This is a genomic window from Pseudomonas sp. BN515, assembly GCF_029873155.1.
Lineage (GTDB): Bacteria > Pseudomonadota > Gammaproteobacteria > Pseudomonadales > Pseudomonadaceae > Metapseudomonas.
In genome coordinates this window covers 121647-147709 of sequence record NZ_SSOH01000010.1, presented here as the reverse complement: position 1 = coordinate 147709, position 26063 = coordinate 121647, and the positions used below count along the sequence as shown (strand labels likewise).

Sequence of the window (26063 nt, the reverse complement as noted above, 5' to 3'; positions counted from 1 at the left end):
CTGCATTCCCGCCTGTGGGAGCGAATTCATTCGCGAATAAATTCGCTCCCACAGGCTCCTGAAATGTCCTTCTCAAGTGTGGCCAGCTGCCCCAGGCTGGCCACGTATTCCCTCGGGTTCTTGCCCAGCAGGCGCCGGAACATGGCGCTGAAGGCACGACCGCTGCCGTAACCCAGATCGACGGCCACTTTCTGCACGCTCTGTCCGGACAACAGGCGGGGCAGGGCCTCGGTGAGCCGCAATTGTTGGCGCCAGTCGTTGAAGCTCATCTCCAGTTCGCGGGCGAACAGCCGGGCCAGGGTGCGACTGCTGGCGCCCACCTCCAATCCCCAGTCTTCCAACGTGCGGTCCTGTTCAGGAGCCTGCAGTAGCGCCAGGCAGATGGCCCTCAGCCGTCGGTCCTCCGGCAATGGCAGGTGCAGGGGCATGCGTTCCAGGGCGGCAATTTCAAGGAGCACCAGCCGCTGTACCAAGGTCCGGTGTTCCGCGGTGTCCAGGTCTTCCAGTTGAATGGCGCGCAGGATCAGTTCCCGCAGCAGCGGTGACACCGCCAGCACGCAGCAGTCGTCCAGTGTCGCGGGGGCGGCCTCGGCGGTGATGAACAGGGTGCGCATCTGTACCTGACCGGCCATGAATATCTGATGCTCCACGCCCGGCGGAATCCAGACTGCCTGGGTCGGCGGAATCACCCAGGCGCCGGCTGAGGTGACCAGGCGCATCAGGCCGCGTGCGGCATAGAGGAATTGCGCTTCCTCGTGGCGGTGGCATTCGACATGGGCGCCGTCCTGATAGTCGCGGGCGACTGCGCTCATGCGGCCTTGCTGGTGGAGTCTGATCAGCATGTCCGTTTCGATGACTTCTATGACAGGTTGAATCTTTCTGGACAACCTAGCATGGCACTTCCAACAACCAGAACAACGCTGCCATGAATCGACCTCGAACCGTCATCCGCTTCATCAACGCCGCCCATGTGATCGACCACATGTTCATGCTGATCTTCCCGGCCGCCGTGCTGGGCATGGGCCGCGATTTCGGCCTGTCCTACGGTGAGCTGATCGGTCTGTCCCTGGGTGGCTTCATCGCCTTCGGCGCCTGTTCCCTGCCGGCCGGCTGGCTCGGCGATCGCTGGAGCCGGCGGCAGATGCTACTGCTGTTCTTCGTCGGCATTGGTGCTGCCGCCATCTTCACCGGCCTCAGTACGTCGGTGCCGGCGCTCGTGGCGGGCCTGACCCTGGTGGGCGTGTTCGCCGCCATCTACCACCCCGTGGGGACCGCCATGCTGGTAGCCCACGCCGAGAACCGGGGGCGGGAAATCGGCATCAACGGCATGTGGGGCAACCTGGGCGTCGCCTTCGCCGCCTTGCTCACCGGTTTTCTCACCGCACGTTTCGGCTGGCGCGCCGCGTTCATCCTGCCGGGCGCCGTGGCTTTACTGCTGGGCCTCTGGTTTGCCTGGTGTGTGAAGGATGAAGCCCCGCCGGTCCTGGCCACTGGAGCCAAGCGCATCGGGAGCGGCATGCGCGTGTCGATGCCGCTGGTATTCGGTGTGCTGGCCCTGGTCACCGCCACCGGAGGCGTGGTGTTCAACGCCTCCACCGTGACCTATCCCAAGCTGTTCCAGGAGCGTCTGCATGACCTCTTCGCCGCACCGGAAACCCTCGGCCTGGTGGTCAGCCTGGCCTATGCCTTCGGCGCCATCGCGCAGTTGCTGATCGGCCGGGTGATCGACCGCGTCAGCCTGAAGGTGCCGTTCGTGCTGCTGACCTTCTTCCAGGCACCGTTGCTGCTGTCGATGGCCTGGGCCGACGGCTGGGTGGTGATCCTGCTGGGCGCGGCCTTCATGTTCGCGGTGTTCGGCCAGGTGACGGTGAACGATTCGATGGTGGCCAACTTCGTCGCGCCCCAGTGGCAGGCGCGGGTTTTCGCGTTGCGCTACTTCGTTTCCTTTGGCGCCAGCGCGGCGGCGATCCCGATGATCGCGTTCATCGAGCCGCGGCAGGGGCTGACAGGGTTGTACCTGGTGCTGACGGCGTTTGCCGTGCTGACCTTCGCGGCAGCGCTGGTGTTTCCGAGAACGCCGGCGCATGTGCCGAAGGTGGTGGCGGCCTGACGCTTCCCTCTCCCCCGGCCCCTCTCCCTAAAGTGGAGAGGGGTGACTCGCGCCTGAAGCTTCGAGAGATTCTGCCGTTCATCAATGGCCTGGATATGCGACGGGACCAAGGCGCGCTCGGAGTGTCGACCCCCTCTCCATGAGGGAGAGGGTTGGGGTGAGGGGGCGATGTAGCTGCGTGGCTCGGTGCATCTACTGGAGATGGTCCATAAAAAAAGCGCAGCCAAAGCTGCGCTTTTTTCTTCCTGCAACAGCCCTTACAGCAGCTCGATCGCCACCGCAGTCGCTTCACCGCCACCGATGCACAGCGAGGCGATGCCGCGCTTGCCGCCCTTGTTACGCAGGGCGTTGATCAGGGTGATGATGATGCGCGAGCCGGTGGAGCCCACCGGGTGGCCCTGGGCGCAGGCGCCGCCGTAGACGTTTACCTTGGCGTGGTCCAGGCCGTGTTCGCGCATGGCCAGCATGGTCACCATGGCGAAGGCTTCGTTGATCTCGAACAGATCCACGTCGTCCTTGTTCCAGCCGGTCTTCTTGAACAGGTTGGTCATGGCGCCGATGGGGGCGAGGGTGAACTCGGCCGGGTCCTGGCTCTGGGTGGCGTGGCCGACGATCTTCGCCAGGGGCTTGAGGCCGCGGCGTTGGGCTTCTTCGGCAGTCATCAGGACCAGCGCGCTGGCGCCGTCGGAGATGGAGCTGGCGTTGGCCGCGGTGATGGTGCCGTCCTTGCGGAAGGCGGGTTTCAGGCCCGGGATCTTGTCCAGGTTGGCGGTCAGCGGTTGCTCGTCGTCCTTCACCACCACCTCACCCTTACGGGTGGTCACGGTGACCGGGACGATCTCGGCGGCCAGCGAGCCATCGGCGATGGCGGCCTGGGCGCGCTTCAGGGATTCGATGGCATAGGCGTCCATCTCCTCACGGGTGACGCCATACTTGTCGGAAGTTTCCTGGGCGAAGGAGCCCATCAGGCGGCCGGTACGGGCATCTTCCAGGCCGTCGAGGAACATGTGGTCCTTGATCTCGCCGTGGCCCATGCGCAGGCCGGTGCGGGCCTTTTCCAGCACGTAGGGTGCGTTGGACATGCTTTCCATGCCGCCGGCCACCATCACCGAGTTGGTGCCGGCCTTGAGCAGGTCGTGGGCCAGCATCACGGCCTTCATGCCGGAGCCGCAGAGCTTGTTGATGGTGGTGCAACCGGTAGCGGCTGGCAGGCCGGCGTTCAGGGCCGCCTGGCGGGCCGGGCCCTGCTTGAGGCCGGCGGGCAGCACGTTGCCCATGATCACTTCCTGCACGTCGGCCGGCTGGATGCCGGCGCGGCTGACGGCCTCGCGTATGGCCAGCGCTCCAAGGTCCACGGCGGAAACGCCGGACAGGCTGCCCTGGAAGCCGCCCATGGGTGTACGGGCGCCACTGACGATAACGATATCGGACATCTCGAACCTACCTATCTGGATAACTGGCCGCGACCGGCCGGAGCCAACGATTCTATCTCGTGACCGAAAAGCTAAAAAGAGTCACCCATCAAATCACTCTTTTGACTGATTTGCGCCTGGACGAGGGGGCCTAAAGTCAGGAACAACAAAAAAGTCCTCCAACCTCACCAGGTGCGTCTCATGCTTCAGACCCGCGTCATCAAGCCCGCCGACAACGCCTACGTCTACCCGCTGCTGATCAAGCGCCTGCTGATGTCCGGCAGCCGCTACGAGAAGACCCGCGAGATCGTCTACCGCGACCGCATCCGCTACAGCTACGCCACTTTCAACGAACGTGTCGCGCGCCTGGCCAATGTGCTCACCGAGTCCGGGGTGAAGGCCGGCGACACGGTCGCCGTGATGGACTGGGACAGCCATCGCTACCTGGAGTGCATGTTCGCCATCCCGATGATCGGCGCCGTGCTGCACACCATCAACATCCGCCTTTCGCCGGACCAGATCCTCTACACCATGAACCACGCCGACGACCGCTTCGTACTGGTCAACAGCGAGTTCCTGCCGATCTTCAAGGCCATCGGCAGCCAACTGACCACGGTGGAGAAGACGCTGCTGCTCACCGACGGCACCGACCACGACGCCGACCTGCCGAACCTGGTGGGCGAGTACGAGACCCTGCTGGCCGCCGCCAGCCCGAAGTACGACTTCCCTGACTTCGACGAAAACTCGGTGGCCACCACCTTCTACACCACCGGCACCACCGGCAATCCCAAGGGCGTCTACTTCACCCACCGCCAACTGGTGCTGCACACCCTGTCCATGGCTTCCACCATTGGCGCGCTGGACAGCATCCGCCTGATGGGCACCGATGACGTCTACATGCCCATCACCCCGATGTTCCACGTGCATGCCTGGGGCGTGCCCTACGTGGCCACCATGCTCGGGGTGAAGCAGGTTTACCCCGGCCGCTACGAACCGGACATGCTCTGCAAGCTGATCCGTGAGGAGAAGGTGACCTTCTCCCACTGCGTGCCCACCATCCTGCAGATGGTGATGAATGCGCCTACCGCCCAGGGCCACGACTTCGGCGGCCTGAAAATGATCATCGGCGGCAGCGCGCTGAATCGCAGCCTGTACGAAACCGCCAAGTCCCGTGGAATCCAGCTCACCGCCGCCTACGGCATGTCCGAGACCTGCCCGCTGATCTCGGTGGCGCACCTCAATGAAGAGCTGCTGGCCGGCAGCGAGGACGAGCGCATCACCTACCGCATCAAGGCCGGCGTGCCGGTGCCGCTGGTGGAGGCGGCCATCATGGACGGCGACGGCAAGTTCCAGCCGGTGGATGGCGAGTCCCAGGGCGAGCTGGTGTTGCGTGCTCCCTGGCTGACCTACGGCTATTTCAACGAAGCGCAGAAGAGCGAAGAGCTCTGGGAACACGGCTGGCTGCACACCGGGGACGTGGCCACGCTGGACGGCATGGGCTACATCGATATCCGCGACCGCATCAAGGATGTGATCAAGACTGGCGGCGAGTGGATCTCCTCTCTGGAGCTGGAAGACCTCATCAGTCGTCACCCGGCGGTGCGGGAAGTGGCCGTGGTGGGAGTACCCGATCCGCAGTGGGGTGAACGTCCGTTCGCCCTCGTGGTGGTTCGTGACAATCAGACCCTCGACGCCAAGGTTCTGAAGGAACACCTCAAGCCCTTCGTTGAGCAAGGTCACATCAATAAGTGGGCTATTCCCAGCCAGATCGCCGTTGTTACTGAAATTCCCAAGACCAGCGTGGGCAAACTGGACAAGAAACGCATTCGTGTCGACATCGCCCAATGGCAGGCCACAGGCAGCACTTTCCTCTCCGCTCTCTGACCTGCCCCGCTTCGCTTCACCCCAGCCCAGGCCGCGCCTTGCGCGGCCTGGGCTTTTCTTTGTGCAGGCAACCAAGCAAACGCTTGGCTTGTTAATTGCTGCTTTCTGAGAATTACTGGCTATCTTTCCTACCGAAGGATCGGACTAGACCGTCGGAAGGTGCGAGCCAGAGTGCCTGGGGGTTCCAAATCACACTTTCGAGGGATCAAGCGCTAATACCCGCTGGCTATAGTCCGCAACCATCAATAACAAAAAACACATGGAGTAGCGTCGATGACAACAACCACAACGTTCTGGCGCCTGGCGAAACTGCCACTGGCCGTCAGCCTCGCTTCCACGCTTGCAGCTCCGGCATTCGGCGTGACGTTCAACATCGGTGAAATCGAAGGTCAGTTCGACTCTTCGCTGTCCGTGGGGGCCAGTTGGTCGATGCGGGGAGCCGACAAGGACCTGATCGGCGTTAACAACGGTGGGGATGGTCTGTCCCAGACCTCCGACGATGGCCACCTGAACTTCAAGAAGGGCGAAACCTTCTCGAAGATCTTCAAAGGCATCCATGACCTCGAACTGAAATACGGCGATACCGGCGTCTTCGTGCGTGGCAAGTACTGGTACGACTTCGAGCTGAAGGACGAGAGCCGTCCGTTCAAGGACATCGAGGAAAGCGGCCGCAAGGAAGGCGCCAAGTCCTCCGGTGCGCAACTGCTCGACGCCTTCGTCTACCACAACTACAACATCGCCGACCTGCCGGGCAGCGTACGCCTGGGCAAGCAGGTGGTGAGCTGGGGTGAAAGCACCTTCATCGGCAACAGCATCAACTCGATCAACCCGGTCGACGTGTCCGCGTTCCGTCGCCCAGGTTCCGAGATCAAGGAAGGCCTGATTCCGGTCAACATGTTCTACGTGTCCCAGAGCCTGACCGACAACCTGTCGGCCGAAGCCTTCTACCAGATCGAGTGGGACCAGACCGTCATCGATAACTGCGGCACCTTCTTCTCCCAGCCGGACGTGGTGGCGGACGGTTGCGATCGGAACCTCGCCGTACTCAGCCCCGCCCTCGGCGCGCTGTCTCCTTTCGCAGCTGCTCAAGGCTTCGGGTATGAAACGACTTCCGAAGGGGTGATTGTCCCCAGGGGCGCGGATCGCGATGCCCGTGACAGTGGCCAATGGGGTACCGCCTTCCGCTACTTCGCCGAAGAGCTTGATACCGAGTTCGGCGCCTACTTCATGAACTACCACAGCCGTGCCCCGATCTTCAGCGGCCGCGGTGCTCCGGCTGCCGCTTTTGCCGCCGCGGGCGCGGCGACTCAAGGATTCGCTGCCTCTCAGGTGGCCGCGCAGTGCGCCGCTCTGGGTGGCGCCTGTGCCAACCCCGCGGTGCTTGCAGCAGTACAGGCGGCGGTGGTGGGCAGCCCGGCCTTCCAACAAGCCGCCAGGGGGCTGGCATCCGCCACCGTTGCAGGTAATAGCCAGTACTTCATCGAGTACCCGGAAGATATCCAGCTCTTTGGCCTGAGCTTCTCCACCACCCTGCCCACCGGCACGGCCTGGAGCGGTGAGGTGAGCTATCGCCCCAACGCTCCGGTGCAGCTGAACACCACCGACATTCTGTTTGCCGGCCTCACTCCGCTGGGTAACCCGAACATATCGGTTCTCTCGGGAAGTCCGGATAGCGATCTCCACGGCTATCGCCGCAAGGAAATCACCCAATTCCAGACCACCTTCACTCACTTCTTCGATCAGGTGATGGGCGCCAGCCGCCTGACCCTGGTGGGCGAAGTCGGTGTCGTTCACGTGGGCGGCCTGGAGAGCACCACCAAGGCCCGTTACGGCCGCGATCCGGTATTCGGTCCTGGCCCGCTGCCGAACAATACCTGCGTGGCGCTCAATACCGGCACCCTGGGCAGCCCCACGGCTGAAAACGTCAGCAAGTACTGCGAAGACGACGGCTTCGTCACCAGCACCGCCTGGGGTTATCGCATGCGTGCTGTGTGGGACTACAACGACGTGTTCGCCGGCATCAACCTGAAGCCGAACATCGCCTGGTCCCACGACGTCGACGGTTACGGTCCGAACGGCCTGTTCACCGAAGACGCCAAGGCCGTGAGCCTGGGGCTGGATGCCGAGTACCAGAACACCTACACCGCCAGCCTGGCCTACACCGACTTCTTCGGTGGCAAGTACAACACCCTGATTGACCGCGATTTCCTCGCGCTCAGCTTCGGCGTGAACTTCTAAGCGGACTGCAATCTTGAGGAAGACGATGAAAATGAAAACAACAAAGAGTCTGCTGCAAACCGGCGCGCTGGCGCTCTCCCTGCTGGCCACCGGCGTCATGGCGGCCGTATCCGCCGACGAAGCGGCCAAACTGGGCTCCACCCTGACCCCGCTGGGCGCCGAGAAGGCCGGTAACGCCGATGGCTCCATTCCGGAGTGGACCGGTGGTCTGCCGAAGAATGCCGGCACCGCTGATGCCCGTGGCTTCCTGTCGGACCCCTTCGCCAGTGAGCAGCCGCTGTTCACCATCACCGCGCAGAACGTCGACCAGTACAAGGACAAGCTGACCCCCGGCCAGCTGGCGATGTTCAAGCGCTACCCCGACACCTACAAGATGCCGGTGTTCAAGACCCACCGCACCGCCACCGTTCCGGCCGACGTGCTCGAAGCCACCCAGTACAACGCCACCCACACCAAGCTGGTGGAAGGCGGCAATGGCCTGGAAGACTTCCGCACCGCCAACCCCTTCCCGATTCCGCAGAACGGACTGGAAGCGATCTGGAACCACATCACCCGCTATCGCGGCGGCAGCGTGCGCCGTCTGGTGACCCAGGCGACCCCGCAGCCGAACGGCTCCTACAGCCTGGTGTACTTCCAGGATGAGTTCACCTTCCGCGACAAGCTGAAGGACTACGACGCGAGCAAGCCGAGCAACGTGCTGTTCTACTTCAAGCAGCGCGTGACTGCGCCTTCCCGCCTGGCCGGTAACGTGCTGCTGGTGCACGAGACCCTCAACCAGGTGAAGGAGCCGCGTCTGGCCTGGCTCTACAACGCCGGTCAGCGTCGCGTGCGCCGTGCACCGCAGGTGTCCTACGACGGTCCGGGTACCGCCGCGGACGGTCTGCGTACTTCCGACAACTTCGACATGTACAACGGTGCGCCGGACCGCTACGACTGGAAGCTCGAAGGCAAGAAGGAAATCTACATCCCGTACAACAGCTACAAGCTGGATGGTCCGAACCTGAAGTACGCCGACATCATCAAGGCCGGCCACATCAACCAGGACCTGACCCGCTACGAGCTGCACCGCGTATGGCACGTGGTAGCGACCCTGAAGCCGGGCGAGCGCCACATCTACGCCAAGCGTGACTTCTACATCGACGAAGACACCTGGCAGGCCGCCGCCATCGACCACTACGACGGTCGTGGCACCCTGTGGCGCGTTGCCGAGGCCCATTCCCAGTACTACTACAACCACCAGGTGCCGTGGTACACGCTGGAAAGCCTCTACGACCTGCTGTCCGGCCGTTACCTGGCGCTGGGCATGAAGAACGAGGAGAAGCAGTCCTACGACTTCAGCTACACCGCTGGCGAAAGCGACTACACCCCGGCGGCCCTGCGCCAGGCGGGCGTTCGCTGATACACCTGCAACACCTTGTAGTGAAGCCGGCCTCCGGGCCGGCTTTTCTTTGTCTGTACTTCCTTCCCGGCGGGGCTTCTATTGGGTTCCCCGAACAGCTAGGCTCGTTCGGGTTTGCGCCTCCGCACGCACAACATTCCTAGAAGCTGGGTGATGACCGTACTGACCAGTTCGCGCTCCGTGACGCCGTCCGCCCCCTTGGCGGATGCGCGTTTCTTCCGCCCGCCGCGCCCCGCCGGCCATGTTCCGCGTCCGCGACTGTGCGAGCGGCTTGCCGATGGCCTCGACGGCCGCCTGCTGATGCTCAGCGCGCCGGCCGGTTTCGGCAAAAGCTCCCTGGCCATCGAATTCTGCGAAAGCCTGCCCCACGGCTGGCACAGCCTCTGGCTCAGCCTGAGCCGGCGCGACAGCGATCCGGGCCGCTTCCTCGAACGCCTGCTGGACGGCCTGCGCCAGTTCTATCCGGGCCTGGGCGACGAAGCCATGGGGCACCTGAAGATGCGCCAGCGGCACCAGCCGTTCGCCTTCGAGCAGTGGCTGGATGGCCTGCTCGACGAAGTTGCCGAACGCCTCGATGCCAACCAGCCCCTGCTGCTGGTGCTGGACGACTATCACCTGGCGCAGAACGCGGTGCTCGACCGCTGCCTGCAATTCCTCCTCAACCACCTGCCCGATGGCTGGGTGCTGCTGGTCACCAGCCGCCAGCGTCCGGACTGGCACCTGGCGCGGCTGCGCCTTTCGCGTCACCTGCTGGAGCTCAACGAACAGGACCTGCGCCTGACCGAAGATGAATGCCTGGCGCTGCTCAGCAGCCAGGGTGCAAGGCTCGAGGGTGAAGAGCTGGAAGGTCTGCTGCAGCGTAGCGAAGGCTGGGTCGCTGGCCTGCGCCTGTGGCTGCTCTCGGGTCAGGACGCACCTGCCGGTGCCGGCATGGAGCAGGTTGCCCGAGGCGACGAAAGCCTGATCCGCGAATACCTGCTGGAAGAAGTCATCGAGCGCCAGCCGGCGGAGGTGCAGGCGTTCCTCTTCGAGACCGCGCGCTTCGAGCGCTTCTGTGCCGAACTCTGCGATGCCGTGCGCGAGAGCCACGACAGCGCGGCCATCCTTCGTCACCTGCAGGCCCACCAGATGTTCCTGGTGCCGCTGGACGAACAGGGCCAGTGGTTCCGCTACCACCACCTGTTCTCCGACCTGCTGCGCACGCGCGGCACCACCAGCCTGGCGCCCTCCGGCATGCACCTGCGGGCCTGCCGCTGGTTCAGCGCGCGCGGCCTGCTGGACGAAGCGGTGGAACAGGCGCTGCGCGCCGGCCAGCCCGATGTGGCGGCCTCGCTGGTGCAGAACCTGTCGGAAGAACAACTGCTGGCGAACCAGAACATCGCCATGCTGCTGCGCTGGAAGATGGACCTGCCCGACAGCCTCCTGTCCAGCACACCACGACTGATCGTGCTCTACAGCCTGGCCCTGGGCCTGGCCTGCCAATTGGACGCGGCGGAAGAACTGGCCGGCAACCTGGCGCGCTTCCTTCCGGCGCCGGATGCAGCACAACAACGCAGCCTGCTGGTGCAATGGCAGGCCATCAATGGGCTGATCGCCCGGGGCCGTGGCGACATCGAGCGCGCGGAAAGTTCCTGTACCGAGGCCCTGACCGCGTTGTCGCCGGAAAACTACGGCCAGCGCCATCTCTGCCTGTCCCTGCTGGGCAACATCGCCCTGGTGCGCGGCGATCTCTGGCGCGCCCGCGGCCTCAATCGCGAAGCGTTGGAAATGGCCCAGCGCGGCGCCAATCCCCTGTTCGAATCCCTGGTTCATTACGACCGTGCCCGCGTCCTGCAGGTGCGGGGCGAAACCCTACGTGCCCAGGCCGAGGTGCAACAGGGCCTGGAGTGCCTGCGCGGTGTGGACGTGCCCAGGGCCTGCGTGGCCCGTGCGCGATTGATGCTCTACCAGGGCTTCCTACTGTGCATGCGCATGCAGAACCAGGCCGCGAGGGTCAGCCTGCAGGCCGGCATTGCCGAGGCCCGCGCCTGCCGCGACATCAGCCTGTTGATCGGACACTGTGCCCTGGCCGCATTGGAAGGCCGCGAGGGCCGCTTCGCCGCCGCCTTTGCGCAGCTGGCCGAGGCCGAGCGGCTGATGCACATCTGGGACGTGCCACCGGTCTATTACCTGGCCATGATCACCCTGTCCAAGTGCGAGCTCTGGCTGGCCCAGGGACAGCTGGAGCTGGCCGAGGCCTGGCTGCCGCGTCTGGCAGAAACCTATGCCGGCGAAGGCGCCGCCGCCGCGCCCGAATTCCATCCGTTGCTGCCGCTGTGCATCGAACAGCAATCGGCCGCGCTGGCCCGTGCCCAGGGCAAGCTCGCGGAGGCCGAGGCGCGACTGCGCACGCTGCTGGAAAAGGCCGAAGCGCAGGGGATCATGCATGTGGCGCTTGGGGCGCGGCTGCAACTCGTGAGCCTGCTGCGAGCCGGTCGCGAACGGGAGGCCGCGGCGCTGCTCGAACGCTCCCTGGAAAGCCTGGAAAGCGGTTCCCTGCTGCCTTATCGCGAGCTGCTGGAGCAGCACCCGCAGTGGCTGCGCGAACAACTGGCGACGCACTCACCAGACGATGTGCGGGAACTGCTCGAACTGCTGCCCGGCGCCGACGTTGTGATGCCGGCGGACGCAGGCGCTGCCGAGGCACTGAGTTCACGTGAGCTGGCGGTGTTGCAGTTGATTGCCCAGGGCTGTTCGAACCAGGAGATCAGCGATCGCCTGTTCATCTCCCTGCACACGGTGAAGAGTCATGCCCGCCACATCAACAGCAAGCTGGGCGTAGAGCGCCGGACCCAGGCCGTAGCCCGGGCCAAGGCTCTCGGCCTACTTCGCTGACGCGGCCGGCGGGACTGAGAGGTCCAGCGCCGGTTGGGCCGGCTTGGCTGGCGTCGGCCTGGCCAATTGGGCGTCCACGTCCTGCTGAATGCCCACCAGTACCGGCAGCAGGTCGGCCATGTTGCCGCGCACTTCGCTGTACTGATGCTTGTCTGCCAGATCACCTACCCGCGCCAGTAGCTGCCCGCGAATGTCTGCCGGCAAGTGCACGAACAGCTCCGGCAACTGCTTGGCCAGTTCAGCGCTGTAGAGCACCAGGTCCTCGCGGTTGAACTGGCGCGTCAGGCCCAGGTAATCCAGCGCGCTGGAGGTCAGCATGGCCGCCGCTGCCTTGGTTTCCTGCAGGCCTTGCAGGCGGATCTGGCTGCTCTGCTCCTTCTCGGAAAGCGTCATCCAGAACTCCACCGTGAGGGTGAAGAGAATGGCCTGCTGGCGCAGGGAATAGGTCATCAGGCCCAGGGCCTCCGCTCCGTAAGGCTGCTGCGCGGCCTTGAAGTCGAAGTACAGGCGCATCAGCTCCTTGAGCTGGAACAGCACGTCACGCGCCTCGTTCTGCCGCAGCTCCAGCGGTGCATAGATGTTCAGCTGTGGCTTGAAGTTGTCTTCGCTGACCATGCGCGTGTAGATCGGGCCGGTGAACTCGCCGCTGCGCCGGGGCAGGGCGTTGACCTGGTTGGTGTCGATTTTCTGCAGGGCCAGGAGCAACTGGTGATAGTCGGCGCTGACCCAGGGGCGCTGGATGTCCGGGATCTTCTGTCCCAGGTAGAACAGCTCGGCGGCCGGCGTGAGCCGCGCGAAAACCAGCAAAAGGATGGCCAGCGGCAAGAGCAGGGGGCGTGATAGCGTCATCGGTCTGGACAATCCTGCGGGGGAGGGCCGGCCAAGAGTAGCTAGGCCGTGCTGCGCCGTCACCCGCGCCTTGGTTGGGGATGCGGACGGATGGAAACGAGCGAGCAGGGTGCCGTACGCGCGGTGTTCGAGGACCTGGGTGGCTTCAACGCCGTGCGCCAGCAGGGAGAGGGTGAAGGACCGCTGGTGGGTCACCTTCTGCGGGCCAATATCCAGCTCGCGGCCATCCCGGTGTTCGCCCGCAAGGGCATTGCTGAAACCACGGTGAACGACCTGCTGGATGCGGCCAGGGTGTCGCGGCGCACCTTCTACAAATACTTCGCCAACAAGATGGACGTGCTGGAAAGCATCTACCGCACGGCCGTGGTCCTGCTGCTGGCGCGCTTTCGCGAAATGCAGGGCGACGCTGGCAGCGCCGAGGCCTGGCTACGGGGCATGGTGGCGCGCTTCTTCGACTACCACCTGGCCGTGGGGCCCATCATCCGGCTGATGCAGGAAGAAGCCCTGCGCGCCGACTCTCCCCTGGCCAGCCATCGCCAGCGTGCCCACGAGGAAATGGGCCGCCTGCTCGCCGAGCGCCTGCACGGCGAGGGCGACGAACGCGACCCGCTGACCTACCGCGCACTGATCTGGGCGATGGAAGCGGCGTCCCTGGAACTGCTGGCCGGTGCGGCGTCGGCGGCACGGATCGAACACGCCAAGACCGTCCTTGGCGATCTGCTGATTTCGGCGCTCTGTCGACGCTCAACCTAGGTTGGGCGCGGCAGGCCGGGCCCCGTGCTGTGATAGGCCCTCGATAACAACAACCACGAGGTGCCCCGCATGTCCGCATCCAGCTTGCCGCTGTTGCCGCCGCTTGCCGCCGGTTTCGCCCGCCTGGGTTTCGGCTCCCTGCCGCTCGACCGCCTCAAGGCGCGCTATGCCAGCGCCGATAGCGGTTCCCGCTTCATCGAGCTGGATGGCTTCAACGTCCACTACCGCGACGAAGGCAGCCGCGACAAACCGGCCCTGGTGATGATCCACGGCGTCGTGGCCTCCCTGCATACCTGGGACGACTGGGTCGAGGCCTTCGCGCCGCACTACCGGATCATCCGTTTCGACGTGCCGGGCTTCGGTCTCACCGGGCCGAAGCGCAGCGGCGACTACTCGGCCGAACGCATGATCGGCATTCTCGGCCTGCTGATGGACTACCTGGGCGTGGCCAAGGCGTCCATCGCTGGCAACTCCCTGGGCGGCTTCATTGCCTGGAACTTCGCCCTGGCCCAGCCGCAACGGGTGGACAAGCTGGTGCTGATCGACCCGGCCGGCTACCAGATGCGCAAGGTGCCCTGGATGATCGCCTCCGCCGCGCTGCCCGGCGCGACCCTGGCCATGCCGATGTGGATGCCGCGCGCCCTGATCGCCCAGGGCATCAAGGAGGTCTATGGCCAACCGGGGCGGATCAAGCCGGGCGTGGTGGACCGTTACTACGACCTGAGTCGCCGCCCCGGTAACCGCCGGGCGATGATGGAGATCTTCCGGGTACTGCTGAAGGTCAATCAGGATGAGCTGGAAGGCACTGGTGAGCGCGTGGCGCAGATCAAGGCGCCGACCCTGCTGATGTGGGGCGAGAAGGACCGCTGGATTTCGCCGAAGCACGTGCCGCTGTGGCAGCGCGATCTTCCGGGCATCCAGGTGAAGACCTATCCGGGCGTGGGGCACATCCCGATGGAAGAAATCCCGCAGCAGAGCGCAGCGGATGCGATGCGGTTTTTGTTGGGGTGAGATTGGCGCGGCGGATGCATCCCTCACCCCCGGCCCCTCTCCCGGAGGGCGAGGGGTGACTCAGGGCCTACCTCTTGCACGGACGGCCCCCTCTCCCTTTGGGAGAGGGTTGGGGTGAGGGAAGAAGGGTGCCGCGCCGAGCTTAAAAAAACGGCCCCGAAGGGCCGTTTTTCTTGTCCGGGCTCAAGCCGCACTCGCCTGCGGCACATCGAACTCTTCCCGCGTCTTGTACAGCAGCTCCAGATTGTCGTGCTGCCAAGGGTGGAAGCCCTTCTTGAAGAAGTCCAGGTAGGTGCGCACCAGCGGGCGGAAGATGCCGTTGCGGCCCCACATCCAGTTCAGGCCGTCGCGCCAGACGCGCCAGTTCCACAGCAGGCCGTCGCGCTTGAGCATGTGCGCCAGGCCGCGGGTGGTGTCGAGGACGAAGAAGAAGGTGCCCATCATCATCGCCCGGCGCAGCATGCGGTGGCTGCCACAGACCTGGTTGTAGACGTCGAAGGCCACTGCCTTGTGCTCGGTTTCCTCCAGCGCGTGCCAACGCCACAGGCGGGCCATCACCGGGTGGGCGCCGGCCATGTATTCCGGGTTCTTCAGCAAGCCGTCGGCCATGATCGCGGTGATGTGCTCCAGGGCTGCAGTGGCGGCCAGCTGGCGGCGGGCGGAGAACTTCTTCTGGGTGAAACGGATGCGCGCCTGGGCACGGCGTTCGATAGCGCCGATGTCGTAGCCGAGGTCGCGCAGGCGGTTGCTGTACTCCAGGTGTTCGCGGCTGTGGTGGCCTTCCTGGCCGATGAATCCGCGGATCTGTTCCTTCAGGACCGGGTCCTCGATCTGGTCGCGGAACTGGCGCACCGAATCGATGAAGAACCGCTCGCCGTCAGGAAAAAGCACCGACATCGCGTCGAACAGGTGGCTCTTGAAAGCGTCGCCGCTGTGCCAGTGGCGGGGCAGCGGATCGGGAAATTCGAAATCCATGTGGCGCGGACGGATAACCAATCCTTCGGGTGTGGTGCTGGCCATGGGGGCTCCTTGAGGCTGTATGGACCATGGTCCCAATATCCGCTTGCCGGGTTTTGTCGGACAAGGTTATCTTCTGCCAACCTTCGGGTCATATCCGGCCACAACCAGAACAAGACGCCAATATGAAACAACCCCTGACCTTCTCCGCCGAACTGGTGCCCGTCGCCTACGCCGAGGCCCTGCTGGGGCTGGCCGAGGAACTGGGCGTGGCGCGCGAGGCGCTGTTCACGGGCGCCAGGGTGCGGCCGGAGATCCTCGGCAATCCCAATGGCCGGCTGTCCTTCCTCGATTTCAACCAGCTCGCCGTCGCTGCCCTGCAGCTGTGCCGCGAGCCGGCCCTGGGCCTGGTGCTGGGCCAGCGCCTGAACGTGTCCACCCACGGCATCCTTGGCTACGCGGTGCTCTCCAGCGCCAACCTCGGCCGCGCTCTGCAATTCGCCCTGAAGTACTACCGGGTGCTGGGGCTGGCCTATGAGCTGGAACTGGCGGAGCAGGGCGACTGCCTGCAATTGCGCGCAACCGAATCCTTCCCCATGGGCCCCCTGGGGCGCTTCGCCGGTGAGGGATTGCTGGCCAGCTTCTTCAGCATCGCCCGCTTCCTGGTGGGCGAAGAACTGCGTGGCCAGCAGGTGGGTTTCGCCCATTCGGCCCCCGCGTATGCCACACGTTATGCGGACGTATTCGGCGTACCGGCGCAGTTCGGCCAGCCTTGCCACTGGTTGAGCCTGCCCAAGGCTTACCTGGAGCGCCCGATGGCCCTGGCCAACCCGGCCACGGTGCAGATGTGCGAGCAGCAGTGCGAGGCATTGCTGGCCACGCTGGACGTGCAGGATGCGCTGCTGACCCGCGTGCGCCGCCTGCTCCTGGCGCGCCCTGGCGATTTCCCCGATCTCGACGGCGCCGCCCGCGCCCTGCACACCAGCGGCCGCAGCCTGCGCCGGCATCTGGCGGCCATGGGGACGAGTTATCAACAGGTGTTGGACGAAGTGCGCAAGGGCCTGGCCCTGCAATACCTCAGCACGACCCAGCTGCCGTTGTTCGAGATTGCCAACCTGCTGGGCTTCAACGACCCCTCCAACTTCCGCCGGGCCTTCAAGAAATGGACGGGCAGGCTGCCAGGCGATTATCGTTCCGGGCCGTGAAGCCATTCCCCGTGCGCCGCAGAGCGCACCGCCGTACCGGAGCTGCCCAATGACCCAGTCCACCGCCCTGATCCGCGAAACCTTCCCCGTCGGTCCCTTGCAGTGCAACTGCACCCTGATCGGCGATCCGGTCAGCAAGAAGGCCATCGTCGTCGATCCGGGCGGCAACCATGAGTTGATCCTGGCGCGGCTGGAGGCCCATGGGTTGAAGCTGGTCAGTATCATCCACACCCATGCCCATCTGGATCACTTCCTCGCTTCCGGCGAGTTGAAGAAGGCCACTGGCGCAACGCTGCACCTGCACAAGGAAGACCAGTTCCTCTGGGACGGCCTGGAAATGCAGTGCCGCATGTTCGGTGTGCCCTACAAGCCGGTGCCGGCTCCCGACCAATGGCTGGCCGACGACGAGGCGCTCGCCTGCGGTTGCGGCGTCGCCCTGCACACCCCGGGGCACACGCCGGGTTCCATGAGCTTCTGGTTCCCCGAGGCCAAGTTGCTGATCGCCGGTGACACCCTGTTCCGCCGCGGCATTGGCCGTACCGACCTCTGGGGCGGCGACTACAACACCATCGAGCGATCCATCAAGCAGCGCCTGTACAGCCTGGACGAGGAGGCCACCGTGGTCACCGGCCACGGCCCGGACACACGCCTGGGCGACGAGATGCGGGAAAATCCGTTCGTGCGGGCCTGAAACACGGAATTTTTACGCGTTCTCATGTCTAATTGCCCGCAGCCACACCGGCTAAAAGATTTCTCAGGAGTAAATCGTCCATGTTCACCGTGCGTCGTCTGATCATCGCCGCTACCGCTTTCGCCATGCTGTCGGGTTGTGCTCAGAACCCCTACAACCAACAGGGTGAAGTCCAGGCTCCCGCCGAAGGCGGCATGAGCAAAACCGCCAAGTATGGTGCTCTGGGCGCCCTGGCGGGTGCCGTAGCGGGCGCTGCGATCAACCATGACAACCGTGGCAAGGGTGCGCTGATCGGCGCTGCCGTGGCGGGTGCCGCCAGCGCGGGTTATGGCTACTACGTCGACAAGCAGGAAGCCGAACTGCGCCGCAGCATGGAAGGCACCGGCGTGCAGGTGCAGCGCCAGGGCGACAACATCAACCTGATCATGCCCGGAAACATCACGTTCGCTACTGATTCGGCGAACATCGCCAGCAACTTCTACGCGCCGCTGAATAATCTGGCCACGTCGTTCAAGCAGTACGACCAGAACAACATCGAAGTGATTGGTCACACCGACAGCACCGGCAGCCACCAATACAACATGAACCTGTCGCAGCAGCGCGCCCAGAGCGTGGCCAACTACCTGATGGCCCAGGGTGTCAATGGTGCCCGCGTGACCTCCCGTGGCTTCGGCCCGGACCAGCCGGTCGCCACCAACGCCAACGAGGCGGGCCGCTCGCAGAACCGCCGCGTGGAAATCAAGCTGACCCCCATCCCCGGCGCCCAGGCTCCGCAGCAGTAATCCCCGCCCTCAACGAAAAGGCCCGCAGCAGCGGGCCTTTTCGTTCCTGCCGCTCGTCGCTCGACTACTGGCTCAACGCCAGTTGCCACTTTCCTGTCTAGACTGCGTTGCAGGGCTCCGCTGAGCCCAGCCTGAACCGCCCGTGCGCATTCCCTGCGATGCGGCGGCGGCCATGGAAAGGACAGGAGACTGCATGGACGAACGTCAAATCCCCCGATTCCGCATGTACCTGCTGCCATTGCTGGTGACGCTCACCCTGATGCTCCTTTCCGGGGGGCTGGTGCTCTGGCAATGGCTGGCTCTGGAGGCGCGTAACCGCGCCGAGTACGAGCAGCGTTTCCAGGTCGAGGCGGAGGAAATCGCCCAGCGCATCGGTATCCGGATGCGTGCCTACGAGATGGTTCTGCGCGGCATGGCTGGCCTGATGGTCGGCAGTACCTCCGTGTCGGCCGAAGAGTGGGCGCGGGCCACCGACCAGTTGCAATTGCAGGAGCGCTACCCGGGCATCCAGGCGCTGGCCTGGGCACGCTACCTCAAGCACGAGGAACTCAACGAGTTCGTCGGCGATATCTGGGAGCAGGGCAGGCGGGAGTTCCGCGTGTTTCCCACGGATCCGCGGGAGGAGTACCTGGTGGTGCAGTACACCAGCCCCATGGACTGGCGAAATCGCCGCACCCTGGGGTTCGACATGCTGACCGAATCGGTGCGTCGGGACGCCATCGAGCGCGCCTGGGAGAGTGGTGAGCCCAGCCTTACCGGGCCGGTCAAGCTTCGGCAGGAAACCGACCAGCAGGCGCAGACCGGGCTGCTGCTCTACATGCCGGTGTACCGCCCGGACGCGCCCAGCAGCACGGCGGAAGAGCGGCGCGCGGCGCTGGTCGGCATGGTCTGCGGCGCATTTCGCCTGAACGATCTGATGGACGGCATCCTGGGCACCCAGGGCAACCTCTACCGCATCGACCTCAAGGATCAGGGCAGCCCCGAAGCACCCATGCTCGATCACCAGGACGGAGCCGGACAGCCACGCTTCCACCGGATCGAGGAGCTGAAACTGTTCGGCCGCACCTGGGCGCTGGGCGTGGGCAGCACGGCCCAATACGAGGCGATGCTCGGCAACAATCGAATCGCCTTCAGCCTGTGGACCGGCCTGGCCGCCGCGATGCTGCTGTCGCTGCTGGTGGGCGGCTACCTCTACCAGCGCGAGCGTCAGTTGCTGCTCAGCCTGTCTTCCACTGCCGAGCTGGCCGAGCGCGAAGAGCGTTTCCGTATGCTGCTGCGGCATCTGCCGGTGGCGACGCTGACCTGCCTCGAGGATGGCCGCATCGAGATGGCCAACGCCCGCGCCGGGGACCTCTTCGGTAACGCGACGGAAAACCTTGTGGGGCAGAACCTGCGCCGGTTCCTGCCGGGCCTGCTCGACTTGCCGCAACAGCTGTCCAAGCAGGCCCCCGCCGACCTGGTGGAGACGGAACTTGTGCAGGATGACGGCGAGCGCATCGCCGTGGCCTTCAGCCTGAGCACCATCAATCACGGCCACGACCAGCGCTACCTGTTGAACCTTGTGGATCTGCAGGCACGCAAGAGCGCCGAGGAGCGCTTCCGCCTGGTGGTCGAAGCCTCGCCCAATGCCATCGTCCTGGTGGACAGCCGTGGGCGGATCGCCATGGTCAATCGCCAGACCGAGCAGCTGTTCGGCTACAGCCGTGCGGAGATGCTCGACTCTCCTGTGGAAATGCTCCTGCCCGAGTCCCTGCGCGAGGCCCATGTGGCCATGCGCGAAAGCTTCCAGAAAAAACCCGAACAACGGCGCATGGGGAGCAATCGCGAGCTGTTCGGCCAGCACCGCGACGGTCGCCTGGTCCCGCTGGAGGTCGGGTTGTCGCCGATCCGCGCCGGCCGCGAATTGATGGTCCAGGCGGTGATCATCGACATCAGCGAGCGCAAGGCTGCCGAACAGCGACTACGTGACCAGGCCGAGCAATTGATGCTGGCCAACCGTTACAAGTCCGAGTTCCTCGCCAACATGTCCCACGAGCTGCGCACGCCGCTGAACAGCATCCTGATCCTCAGCGACCAGTTGCGGCAGAACATGGTCGGCAACCTCACCGAGAAGCAGACCCGCCACGCCGACATCGTCCACCGTGCCGGCAGCGACCTGCTGCAGCTGATCAACGATGTGCTCGATCTGGCCAAGGTCGAGGCGGGACGCATGCAGCTCAAGCTCGAACCGCTCAATGTGCAGGACATGCTCGCAGAACTGGACGGCAGCCTGCGTCCCATGGCCGAGATCAAGGGCTTGCGCCTGAACACCCATGTCCAGGCGGGCGTGCCACGGGTTATCCACAGTGACCGGGTGCGCCTGCACCAGATCCTGCGCAACCTGTTGTCCAACGCCCTCAAGTTCACCGAGCAGGGTGAGGTGGAGCTGTCGGTGGAGCTGGACCCGTCAGCGGCGGTCGATGAGCGCGAAGTGCTCTGCTTCGTTGTCCGGGATACCGGCATCGGTATTCCCGAGAACCAGCACGAACGCATATTCCAGGCCTTCCAGCAGATCGACGGCTCCACCAGCCGGCGCTTCGGCGGTACCGGCCTGGGATTGGCCATCACTCGCCAACTGGTGCTCGCGCTGGACGGCGACATCACCCTGGAAAGCGCTCCGGGGCGCGGCTCGCGCTTTATCGTGCGCCTGCCGGTGGCGGTGGCCGCCAACCAGCCGAAGGACGACGAGGAACCCGCGCAACCGGTGCGCAGCGGCCAGGGCGCAGCGGTGCTGATCGTCGAAGACGACGTCAACTTCGCTTCGGTGATCGCCGAAGAAGCGCAGTCCCACGGTTTCTCCAGCGTCCACTGCCGCAGCGGCAAGCAGGCCATCAACCTGCTGCAGAACGAGCGATTTGCGGCGGTGATCCTCGACATCCTGCTGCCGGACATCAGCGGCTGGCAGATCTACCGGCGCCTGCGTGGCCACGCGAACCACCGCACCACCCCGGTGAACATCATCTCCTGCGTGCCCCAGCCCCAGGACTGGAATGAGGACGCCACCCGCTATCTGGTCAAACCCATTGCCCGCGAGGACCTGGAGCAGGTGTTCCAGGACCTGGAAGGCGGCCACCCGCCGGAGGATCGCAAGCTGCTGCTGGTGGAAGACGTTGAAGTAGAGCGCGAGCACTATCGCGAGCACCTGAAGCAACTGGGGTTCAACGTGGTCGCCAGCGCCAACGGCGAGAGCGCCCGCAAGGCTTATGCGGAAGGCGACTTCTCCGCCCTGGTGATCGACCTGGACCTGCCCGACCAGGACGGTTTCGAACTGCTCGACAGCCTCGATCGCGAACGCCCGCTGGACGGCTCGCGCGTAGTCATCAACACCGGCGTCGACGTCAACCAGCAGAACCTGCAGCGCCTGCGCCGCTACTCGGCGGTGGTGGTGCGCAAGGCAGGCAATGACCTCGACAACCTCAGCTCAGCGGTCCAGGGCTTCCTCTCCGGCCTGCGTCAGCCGCAGAACGGCTCGGTGGCGGATCCGCTGGAGGGCAGCCGTGTGTTGCTGGTGGACGACGACGTACGAAACATCTACGCCCTGAGTGCCCTGCTCGATGAAACCGGTATGAAAGTCACCGCCGCCCGCGATGGTGTGGAAGCCATCGATTGCTTCCAGCGCGAACCCTTCGACCTGATCCTGATGGACATGGCCATGCCCAATATGGACGGCTACACCGCCACCCGCGTGCTCAAGCAGGAGCACGGCTGCGGCATCCCGATCATCGCCCTGACTGCCCACGCGATGAAGGGCGACCGGGAGAAATGCATCACCGCCGGCGCCGACGACTACCTGGCCAAGCCGGTGAGTCGCCAGGAACTGCTGGACATGCTCTACCGCTGGCTGGAACAACCGGGAGGTCGCCATGGCGCACCTGCAGCTTAAGGAGGCCCCAGCGGCCAACATCCTGTTGGTGGTGGATGACCGCCAGGAAAACCTCGTCGCCATGGAAGCGCTGCTGGACGACGGCGAGTGGCAGGTGCGCACCGTGGACTCGGGCGAGGCCGCGTTGAAATGCCTGCTGGAAGAAGAGGTCGGGCTGGTCCTGCTGGACGTGCAGATGCCGCGCATGGACGGCTTCGAAGTGGCCCGGCTGATGCGCAGCAGCCCGCTGACGCGCTTCACGCCGATCATCTTCATCTCCGCCATCGCCCACACCCAGGACGCCGTGCTGCGTGGCTATACCTCGGGAGCGGTGGACTTCATCCTCAAACCCTTCGACCCCCAGGTGTTGCGCCACAAGATCCAGTCCTTGCTGGCCCATGAGCGCAACCGGCGCGACCTGTTGCAACTCAGCCAGCAACTGGACAGCGCCCGTGCCTTCAACGCCTCGGTGCTGGAGAACGCGGCCGAAGGCATTCTGGTGGTCGGCGAGGACGGCCTCATCAGCTTCGCCAACCCGGCCATGGCGCAGATGCTCCAGGGCTCGGTGGAAGACCTGGAGGGACGGCCGCTGTTGAGCCTGATCGCCCATCCGGAGACGGGTAGCGACTGGAAGTTCTCGGACTTCTACCGCCACTGGAAACAGAACGAGACCTACCGCCTCCACGACGCCAGCCTCAAGACCATGAGCGGCGAATGCCTGCCGGTGGCGCTGTCGTCGTCGCCGCTGCCGCGCCTGCAGCGCTCCATGGTGGTCATCGCCCTGGACATGTCGGTGGTGCGCCAGTTGCACGCGCAGCTCGAATCCCAGGCCATCACCGATGCGCTTACCGGGCTGCTCAACCGCCGTGGCTTCCACCAGGCGCTGGAGGCCTCCCTGGCGCGCATCGAACGCAACGGCAAGCGCATGGCGGTGCTGTACCTGGACCTGGACGGTTTCAAGCTGATCAACGATTCCCTTGGCCATGAGGCCGGCGACCGCGTGCTGCGGCGGGTGGCGGAGCAGTTGAAGAACTGCCTGCGTCCCTACGACATCCTGGCGCGCATGGGTGGTGACGAGTTCACTGCGCTGCTGGACACCCTTGACCATCCCGAGGATGCCGCGCGGGTGGCAGAGAAGCTCATCGAGCTGGTCTCGGTCCGCCATCGCATTGAGGGCATCGACGTCACCCTCGGCGCCAGCGTCGGCATCGCCTGCTTCCCCGAGTGCGGGCAGAGCGTGGACGGCCTGTTGCGCGCGGCGGATATCGCCATGTACGAGGCCAAGCGCGCCGGTCGCCAGCAGTACCGCTTCTACTCGCCGGAGATGAACGGCCGCGCCCGTTCGCGGCTGATGCTGGAAGAAAGCCTGCGCAACGCCATCGAGCAGAACGACTTCCACCTCGTCTACCAGCCGCAGATCCACATCGAGACCGGCCGCCTGCGTGGGTTCGAGGCGCTGCTGCGCTGGGAGCACCGGGTGGCCGGCACCGTGGCGCCCAACGTGTTCATACCGCTGCTGGAGGAAACCCGCCTGATCAACCGCCTGGGTGATTGGGTGCTGCGCGAGGGCGCCAGCCAGTGCAGTACCTGGCAGTCGTCCTTTGGCGACGACCTGGTGGTCAGCCTCAACGTCAGCCCGGTGCAATTCGGCATGCCGCAACTGGTGGATGACCTGCGGCGGGTGCTGGGTGAGTTCAAGCTGCGGCCCGCGCAGCTGGAAGTGGAGGTCACCGAAAGCGCGCTGATGCAGGACCTGGAGATGACCCGCGAACAGCTGCGGCAACTGCGTGCCCTTGGGGTACGCATCGCCATCGACGACTTCGGCACCGGTTATTCATCCCTGGCCTATCTGCGTCACTTCGAGCTGGACACCCTGAAGATCGACCGCCTGTTCATCTCCAGCATGCTGGAGTCGCGGCGCGATGCTGCGGTGGTCAGCACCATCATCGACCTCAGCCGCCACCTGGGCCTGGAAGTGATCGCCGAAGGGGTGGAAACCATGGCCCAGCGCGACTGGCTGCTGGAACACGGTTGCACCTTCATGCAGGGCTTCCTGGTGGCACCGGGGCTGCCGGTGGCCAGGGCCGAGGCCTTCCCCAGGGTGGTGGACTGGCGTGCCCTGCGGGAGGGTGTCGATAGCCTCACACCCTCGCCCTGACCGGGCGGGGGCCATCGCGCAGACCGGAATCGGCAGGCCTACACTTCACCTGTCGGGGCGTCCGGGATCAGGTCCCCGGCCAATCGCGATAAGGAGGCTCCATGTACTGCTTTGTTGTGGCGTACCCCAATGCACCGGGCGCCAAGTTCGACTTCACCTACTACTGCGAGGAACACATCCCGCTCCTGTCCCGCCTGATCGGCGAAAACCTGGTGAAGATCGAAGTGCGCAAGGGGCTGGCCTCAGCGGATGGCGCGGTGGCGCCTTTCATCTGCATGGCCAATTTCTGGGTACTGTCGGTGGAGGAATTGCGCAGCACGCTGGAACTGAACGGCGACGAGATAAGCGCCGATATTGCCAACTACACCAACCTGGCGCCGTTGCTCCAGGTGGATGAGGTGTTACAGACCGCATAGATGTGTGAAAAGAAAAAGCCCGCCAATCGGCGGGCTTTTCGTATCCGGCATCAGGCCGGTGGGAATTGCTGGTGCAGTTTCGCCAGCTGGGCGTCCTTGGCTTCCCACAGGCGGTTGACCCATTGCTGGAAGGCCAGGCGGTACTGCTCGTCCTGGTCGTAGTTCTTGCCAATGAACTCGCGGGGGATATCCAGCTTCTCGATACGCACCACCACCTGGCGCAGGCGACCGGTCAGCAGGGTCCAGAAGTTCGGGTTGCCGTCCGGGTAGTGGATGGTGACGTTGACCAGCGAATGCAGCTGCTCGCCCATGGCATCCAGCACAAAGGCGATGCCGCCGGCCTTGGGCTTGAGCAGGTACTGGAAGGGTGAACCCTGTTGATCGTGCTTGGCGCGGGTGAAGCGGGTGCCTTCGAGGAAATTGAAGATACCCACCGGGTTGTCACGGAATTTTGCGCAGGTACGGCGGGTGGTTTCCAGGTCCTTGCCCTTCTTCTCCGGGTGCTTGGTCAGGTAGGCCTTGGAGTAGCGCTTCATGAAGGGGAAATCCAGCGCCCACCAGCACAGGCCGATCACCGGGACCCAGATCAGTTCCTGCTTGAGGAAGAAGCGCAGCAGGCGGATGCGGCGGTTGAACAGGTGCTGCAGGACCAGGATATCCACCCAGCTCTGGTGATTGCTGGTCACCAGGTAGCTGTGCTGATAGTCCAGCCCGGCCAGGCCGTCGACGTCCCAACGGGTGTCGCGCACCAGGCGCATCCACGCCTTGTTGCAGCTGATCCAGCCTTCGGCGATGAAGCTCGCGGCCCAGTTCAGCACGCCCTTCGTGGCACGGAACGGCAGCAGCAGTTTCAGCAGCGTGACGGCGAACAGCGGCACGCACCAGAACAGGGTGTTGAGGGCCAGCAGCAGCGCCGCCAGGACACCGAGCAGGGGAGAGGGGATAAAGCTGAGCATGAAAGGGATGGAGCCTCACCGTGGGGTGGTCATGGCCACCTCGTTATGGACGGGCCCGCTACGTTCCCTGACGGCGGGCAGAATGGTGGCAAAGGTTAACGGTTGTTCACTCAACTGCAAGCGCGAAGGGTGACCGGGTGGTCGAGGTTGCTCACAGGTACAGCTATTCGCTCTTCTGTGGGGGCGAATTCATTCGCTATGGGCTGCGCAGCAGCCCCTCTGCGGTGAATCAGGGCAGACCTGCGGCCTGCTTGGCGAATGAATTGGCTATGTCTGTGCTGGGTGTTGCTAGCACCGCTGAGCCAGGCTGCTTACCGAGTTCTGCGGATATTTCTGGTTTCGCCTCCCGGCGAGTCACTTTTCTCAAACGCCAGAAAAGTAACCAAAAGCGCTTGCCCCTGCATCCGGCCCCGGCTTCGCCGGGGTGCCCTCCCTACATCGTTGTTCCGGGGGCACGGCGAGAGGGG

General features: G+C 64.5%; 18 protein-coding genes. 13 read left to right on the top strand and 5 right to left on the bottom strand.

The annotated features are described in order from the left end of the window. Positions 1–26: 26 nt before the first annotated feature. The gene (locus E8E91_RS00810) at positions 27–842 is read right to left on the bottom strand and encodes a helix-turn-helix transcriptional regulator (protein WP_280374204.1); all 816 of its coding nucleotides are present in this window, start codon (positions 840–842) and stop codon (positions 27–29) included. A gap of 83 nt (positions 843–925) precedes the next feature. Between E8E91_RS00810 and E8E91_RS00805 the strand changes: the two genes are divergently transcribed. Beyond that, positions 926–2110 carry an MFS transporter gene (locus E8E91_RS00805; protein ID WP_280374202.1) on the top strand — a complete coding sequence of 395 codons (1185 nt, stop codon included), beginning with the start codon at positions 926–928 and terminating at the stop codon, positions 2108–2110. A gap of 257 nt (positions 2111–2367) precedes the next feature. Here E8E91_RS00805 and E8E91_RS00800 read toward each other — a convergent pair whose 3' ends face one another. Further along, complete coding sequence (locus E8E91_RS00800; RefSeq protein WP_280367698.1) at positions 2368–3543, bottom strand: acetyl-CoA C-acyltransferase; 1176 nt, start codon at positions 3541–3543, stop codon at positions 2368–2370. A gap of 180 nt (positions 3544–3723) precedes the next feature. Between E8E91_RS00800 and E8E91_RS00795 the strand changes: the two genes are divergently transcribed. The 4 genes from E8E91_RS00795 (at position 3724) to E8E91_RS00780 (ending at position 11917) form a co-directional block, all read left to right on the top strand. Next, positions 3724–5406, top strand: coding sequence for a fatty acid--CoA ligase (locus tag E8E91_RS00795; protein WP_280374200.1), 1683 nt, complete (start codon positions 3724–3726; stop codon positions 5404–5406). Positions 5407–5679: 273 nt separating this feature from the next. Then, positions 5680–7644 (top strand): DUF1302 domain-containing protein, encoded by a 1965-nt coding sequence (locus E8E91_RS00790; RefSeq protein ID WP_280374198.1) that lies wholly within the window; start codon positions 5680–5682, stop codon positions 7642–7644. Positions 7645–7675: 31 nt separating this feature from the next. Beyond that, entirely contained in the window at positions 7676–9043 is a 1368-nt protein-coding gene (locus E8E91_RS00785; RefSeq protein ID WP_280374197.1) for a DUF1329 domain-containing protein, read from the top strand. A 153-nt stretch (positions 9044–9196) separates the two neighbouring features. Then, the gene (locus E8E91_RS00780) at positions 9197–11917 is read left to right on the top strand and encodes a LuxR C-terminal-related transcriptional regulator (protein ID WP_280374195.1); all 2721 of its coding nucleotides are present in this window, start codon (positions 9197–9199) and stop codon (positions 11915–11917) included. On the opposite strand, the gene E8E91_RS00775 is transcribed toward E8E91_RS00780, so the two are convergent. Beyond that, positions 11906–12766, bottom strand: coding sequence for a hypothetical protein (locus E8E91_RS00775; RefSeq protein WP_280374194.1), 861 nt, complete (start codon positions 12764–12766; stop codon positions 11906–11908). The genes E8E91_RS00780 and E8E91_RS00775 overlap by 12 nt on opposite strands. Before the next feature lie 90 nt (positions 12767–12856). Between E8E91_RS00775 and E8E91_RS00770 the strand changes: the two genes are divergently transcribed. Both E8E91_RS00770 and E8E91_RS00765 read left to right on the top strand, forming a co-directional pair. Next, a complete protein-coding gene (locus E8E91_RS00770; protein WP_280367710.1) occupies positions 12857–13519 on the top strand; it encodes a TetR/AcrR family transcriptional regulator in 663 nt (220 codons plus the stop codon). A gap of 69 nt (positions 13520–13588) precedes the next feature. After that, entirely contained in the window at positions 13589–14530 is a 942-nt protein-coding gene (locus E8E91_RS00765; protein ID WP_280374192.1) for an alpha/beta hydrolase, read from the top strand. A gap of 183 nt (positions 14531–14713) precedes the next feature. Here the strand turns inward: E8E91_RS00765 and E8E91_RS00760 are convergent, their stop codons facing one another. Then, positions 14714–15550, bottom strand: coding sequence for a metal-dependent hydrolase (locus E8E91_RS00760; protein ID WP_280374191.1), 837 nt, complete (start codon positions 15548–15550; stop codon positions 14714–14716). A gap of 122 nt (positions 15551–15672) precedes the next feature. Between E8E91_RS00760 and E8E91_RS00755 the strand changes: the two genes are divergently transcribed. From E8E91_RS00755 to E8E91_RS00730, 6 genes are all read left to right on the top strand, one after another. After that, positions 15673–16692, top strand: a complete 1020-nt coding sequence (locus E8E91_RS00755) for an AraC family transcriptional regulator (protein WP_280374189.1) — start codon at positions 15673–15675, stop codon at positions 16690–16692. A 49-nt stretch (positions 16693–16741) separates the two neighbouring features. After that, the gene (locus E8E91_RS00750; protein ID WP_280374187.1) at positions 16742–17383 is read left to right on the top strand and encodes an MBL fold metallo-hydrolase; all 642 of its coding nucleotides are present in this window, start codon (positions 16742–16744) and stop codon (positions 17381–17383) included. Between the two features lie 80 nt (positions 17384–17463). Then, positions 17464–18165, top strand: a complete 702-nt coding sequence (locus E8E91_RS00745; protein WP_280374186.1) for an OmpA family protein — start codon at positions 17464–17466, stop codon at positions 18163–18165. A 193-nt stretch (positions 18166–18358) separates the two neighbouring features. Next, positions 18359–22087 carry a response regulator gene (locus tag E8E91_RS00740; protein WP_280374185.1) on the top strand — a complete coding sequence of 1243 codons (3729 nt, stop codon included), beginning with the start codon at positions 18359–18361 and terminating at the stop codon, positions 22085–22087. Beyond that, on the top strand, positions 22068–24224 hold the full coding sequence (locus tag E8E91_RS00735; protein WP_280367725.1) for an EAL domain-containing protein: 2157 nt from the start codon (positions 22068–22070) through the stop codon (positions 24222–24224). Before E8E91_RS00740 ends, E8E91_RS00735 begins: the two co-directional genes overlap by 20 nt. A 101-nt stretch (positions 24225–24325) precedes the next feature. Then, positions 24326–24640 (top strand): EthD family reductase, encoded by a 315-nt coding sequence (locus E8E91_RS00730; protein WP_280374183.1) that lies wholly within the window; start codon positions 24326–24328, stop codon positions 24638–24640. Positions 24641–24690: 50 nt separating this feature from the next. Here the strand turns inward: E8E91_RS00730 and E8E91_RS00725 are convergent, their stop codons facing one another. Continuing rightward, entirely contained in the window at positions 24691–25596 is a 906-nt protein-coding gene (locus E8E91_RS00725; protein WP_280374181.1) for an acyltransferase, read from the bottom strand. Between the last annotated feature and the right edge of the window lie 467 nt (positions 25597–26063).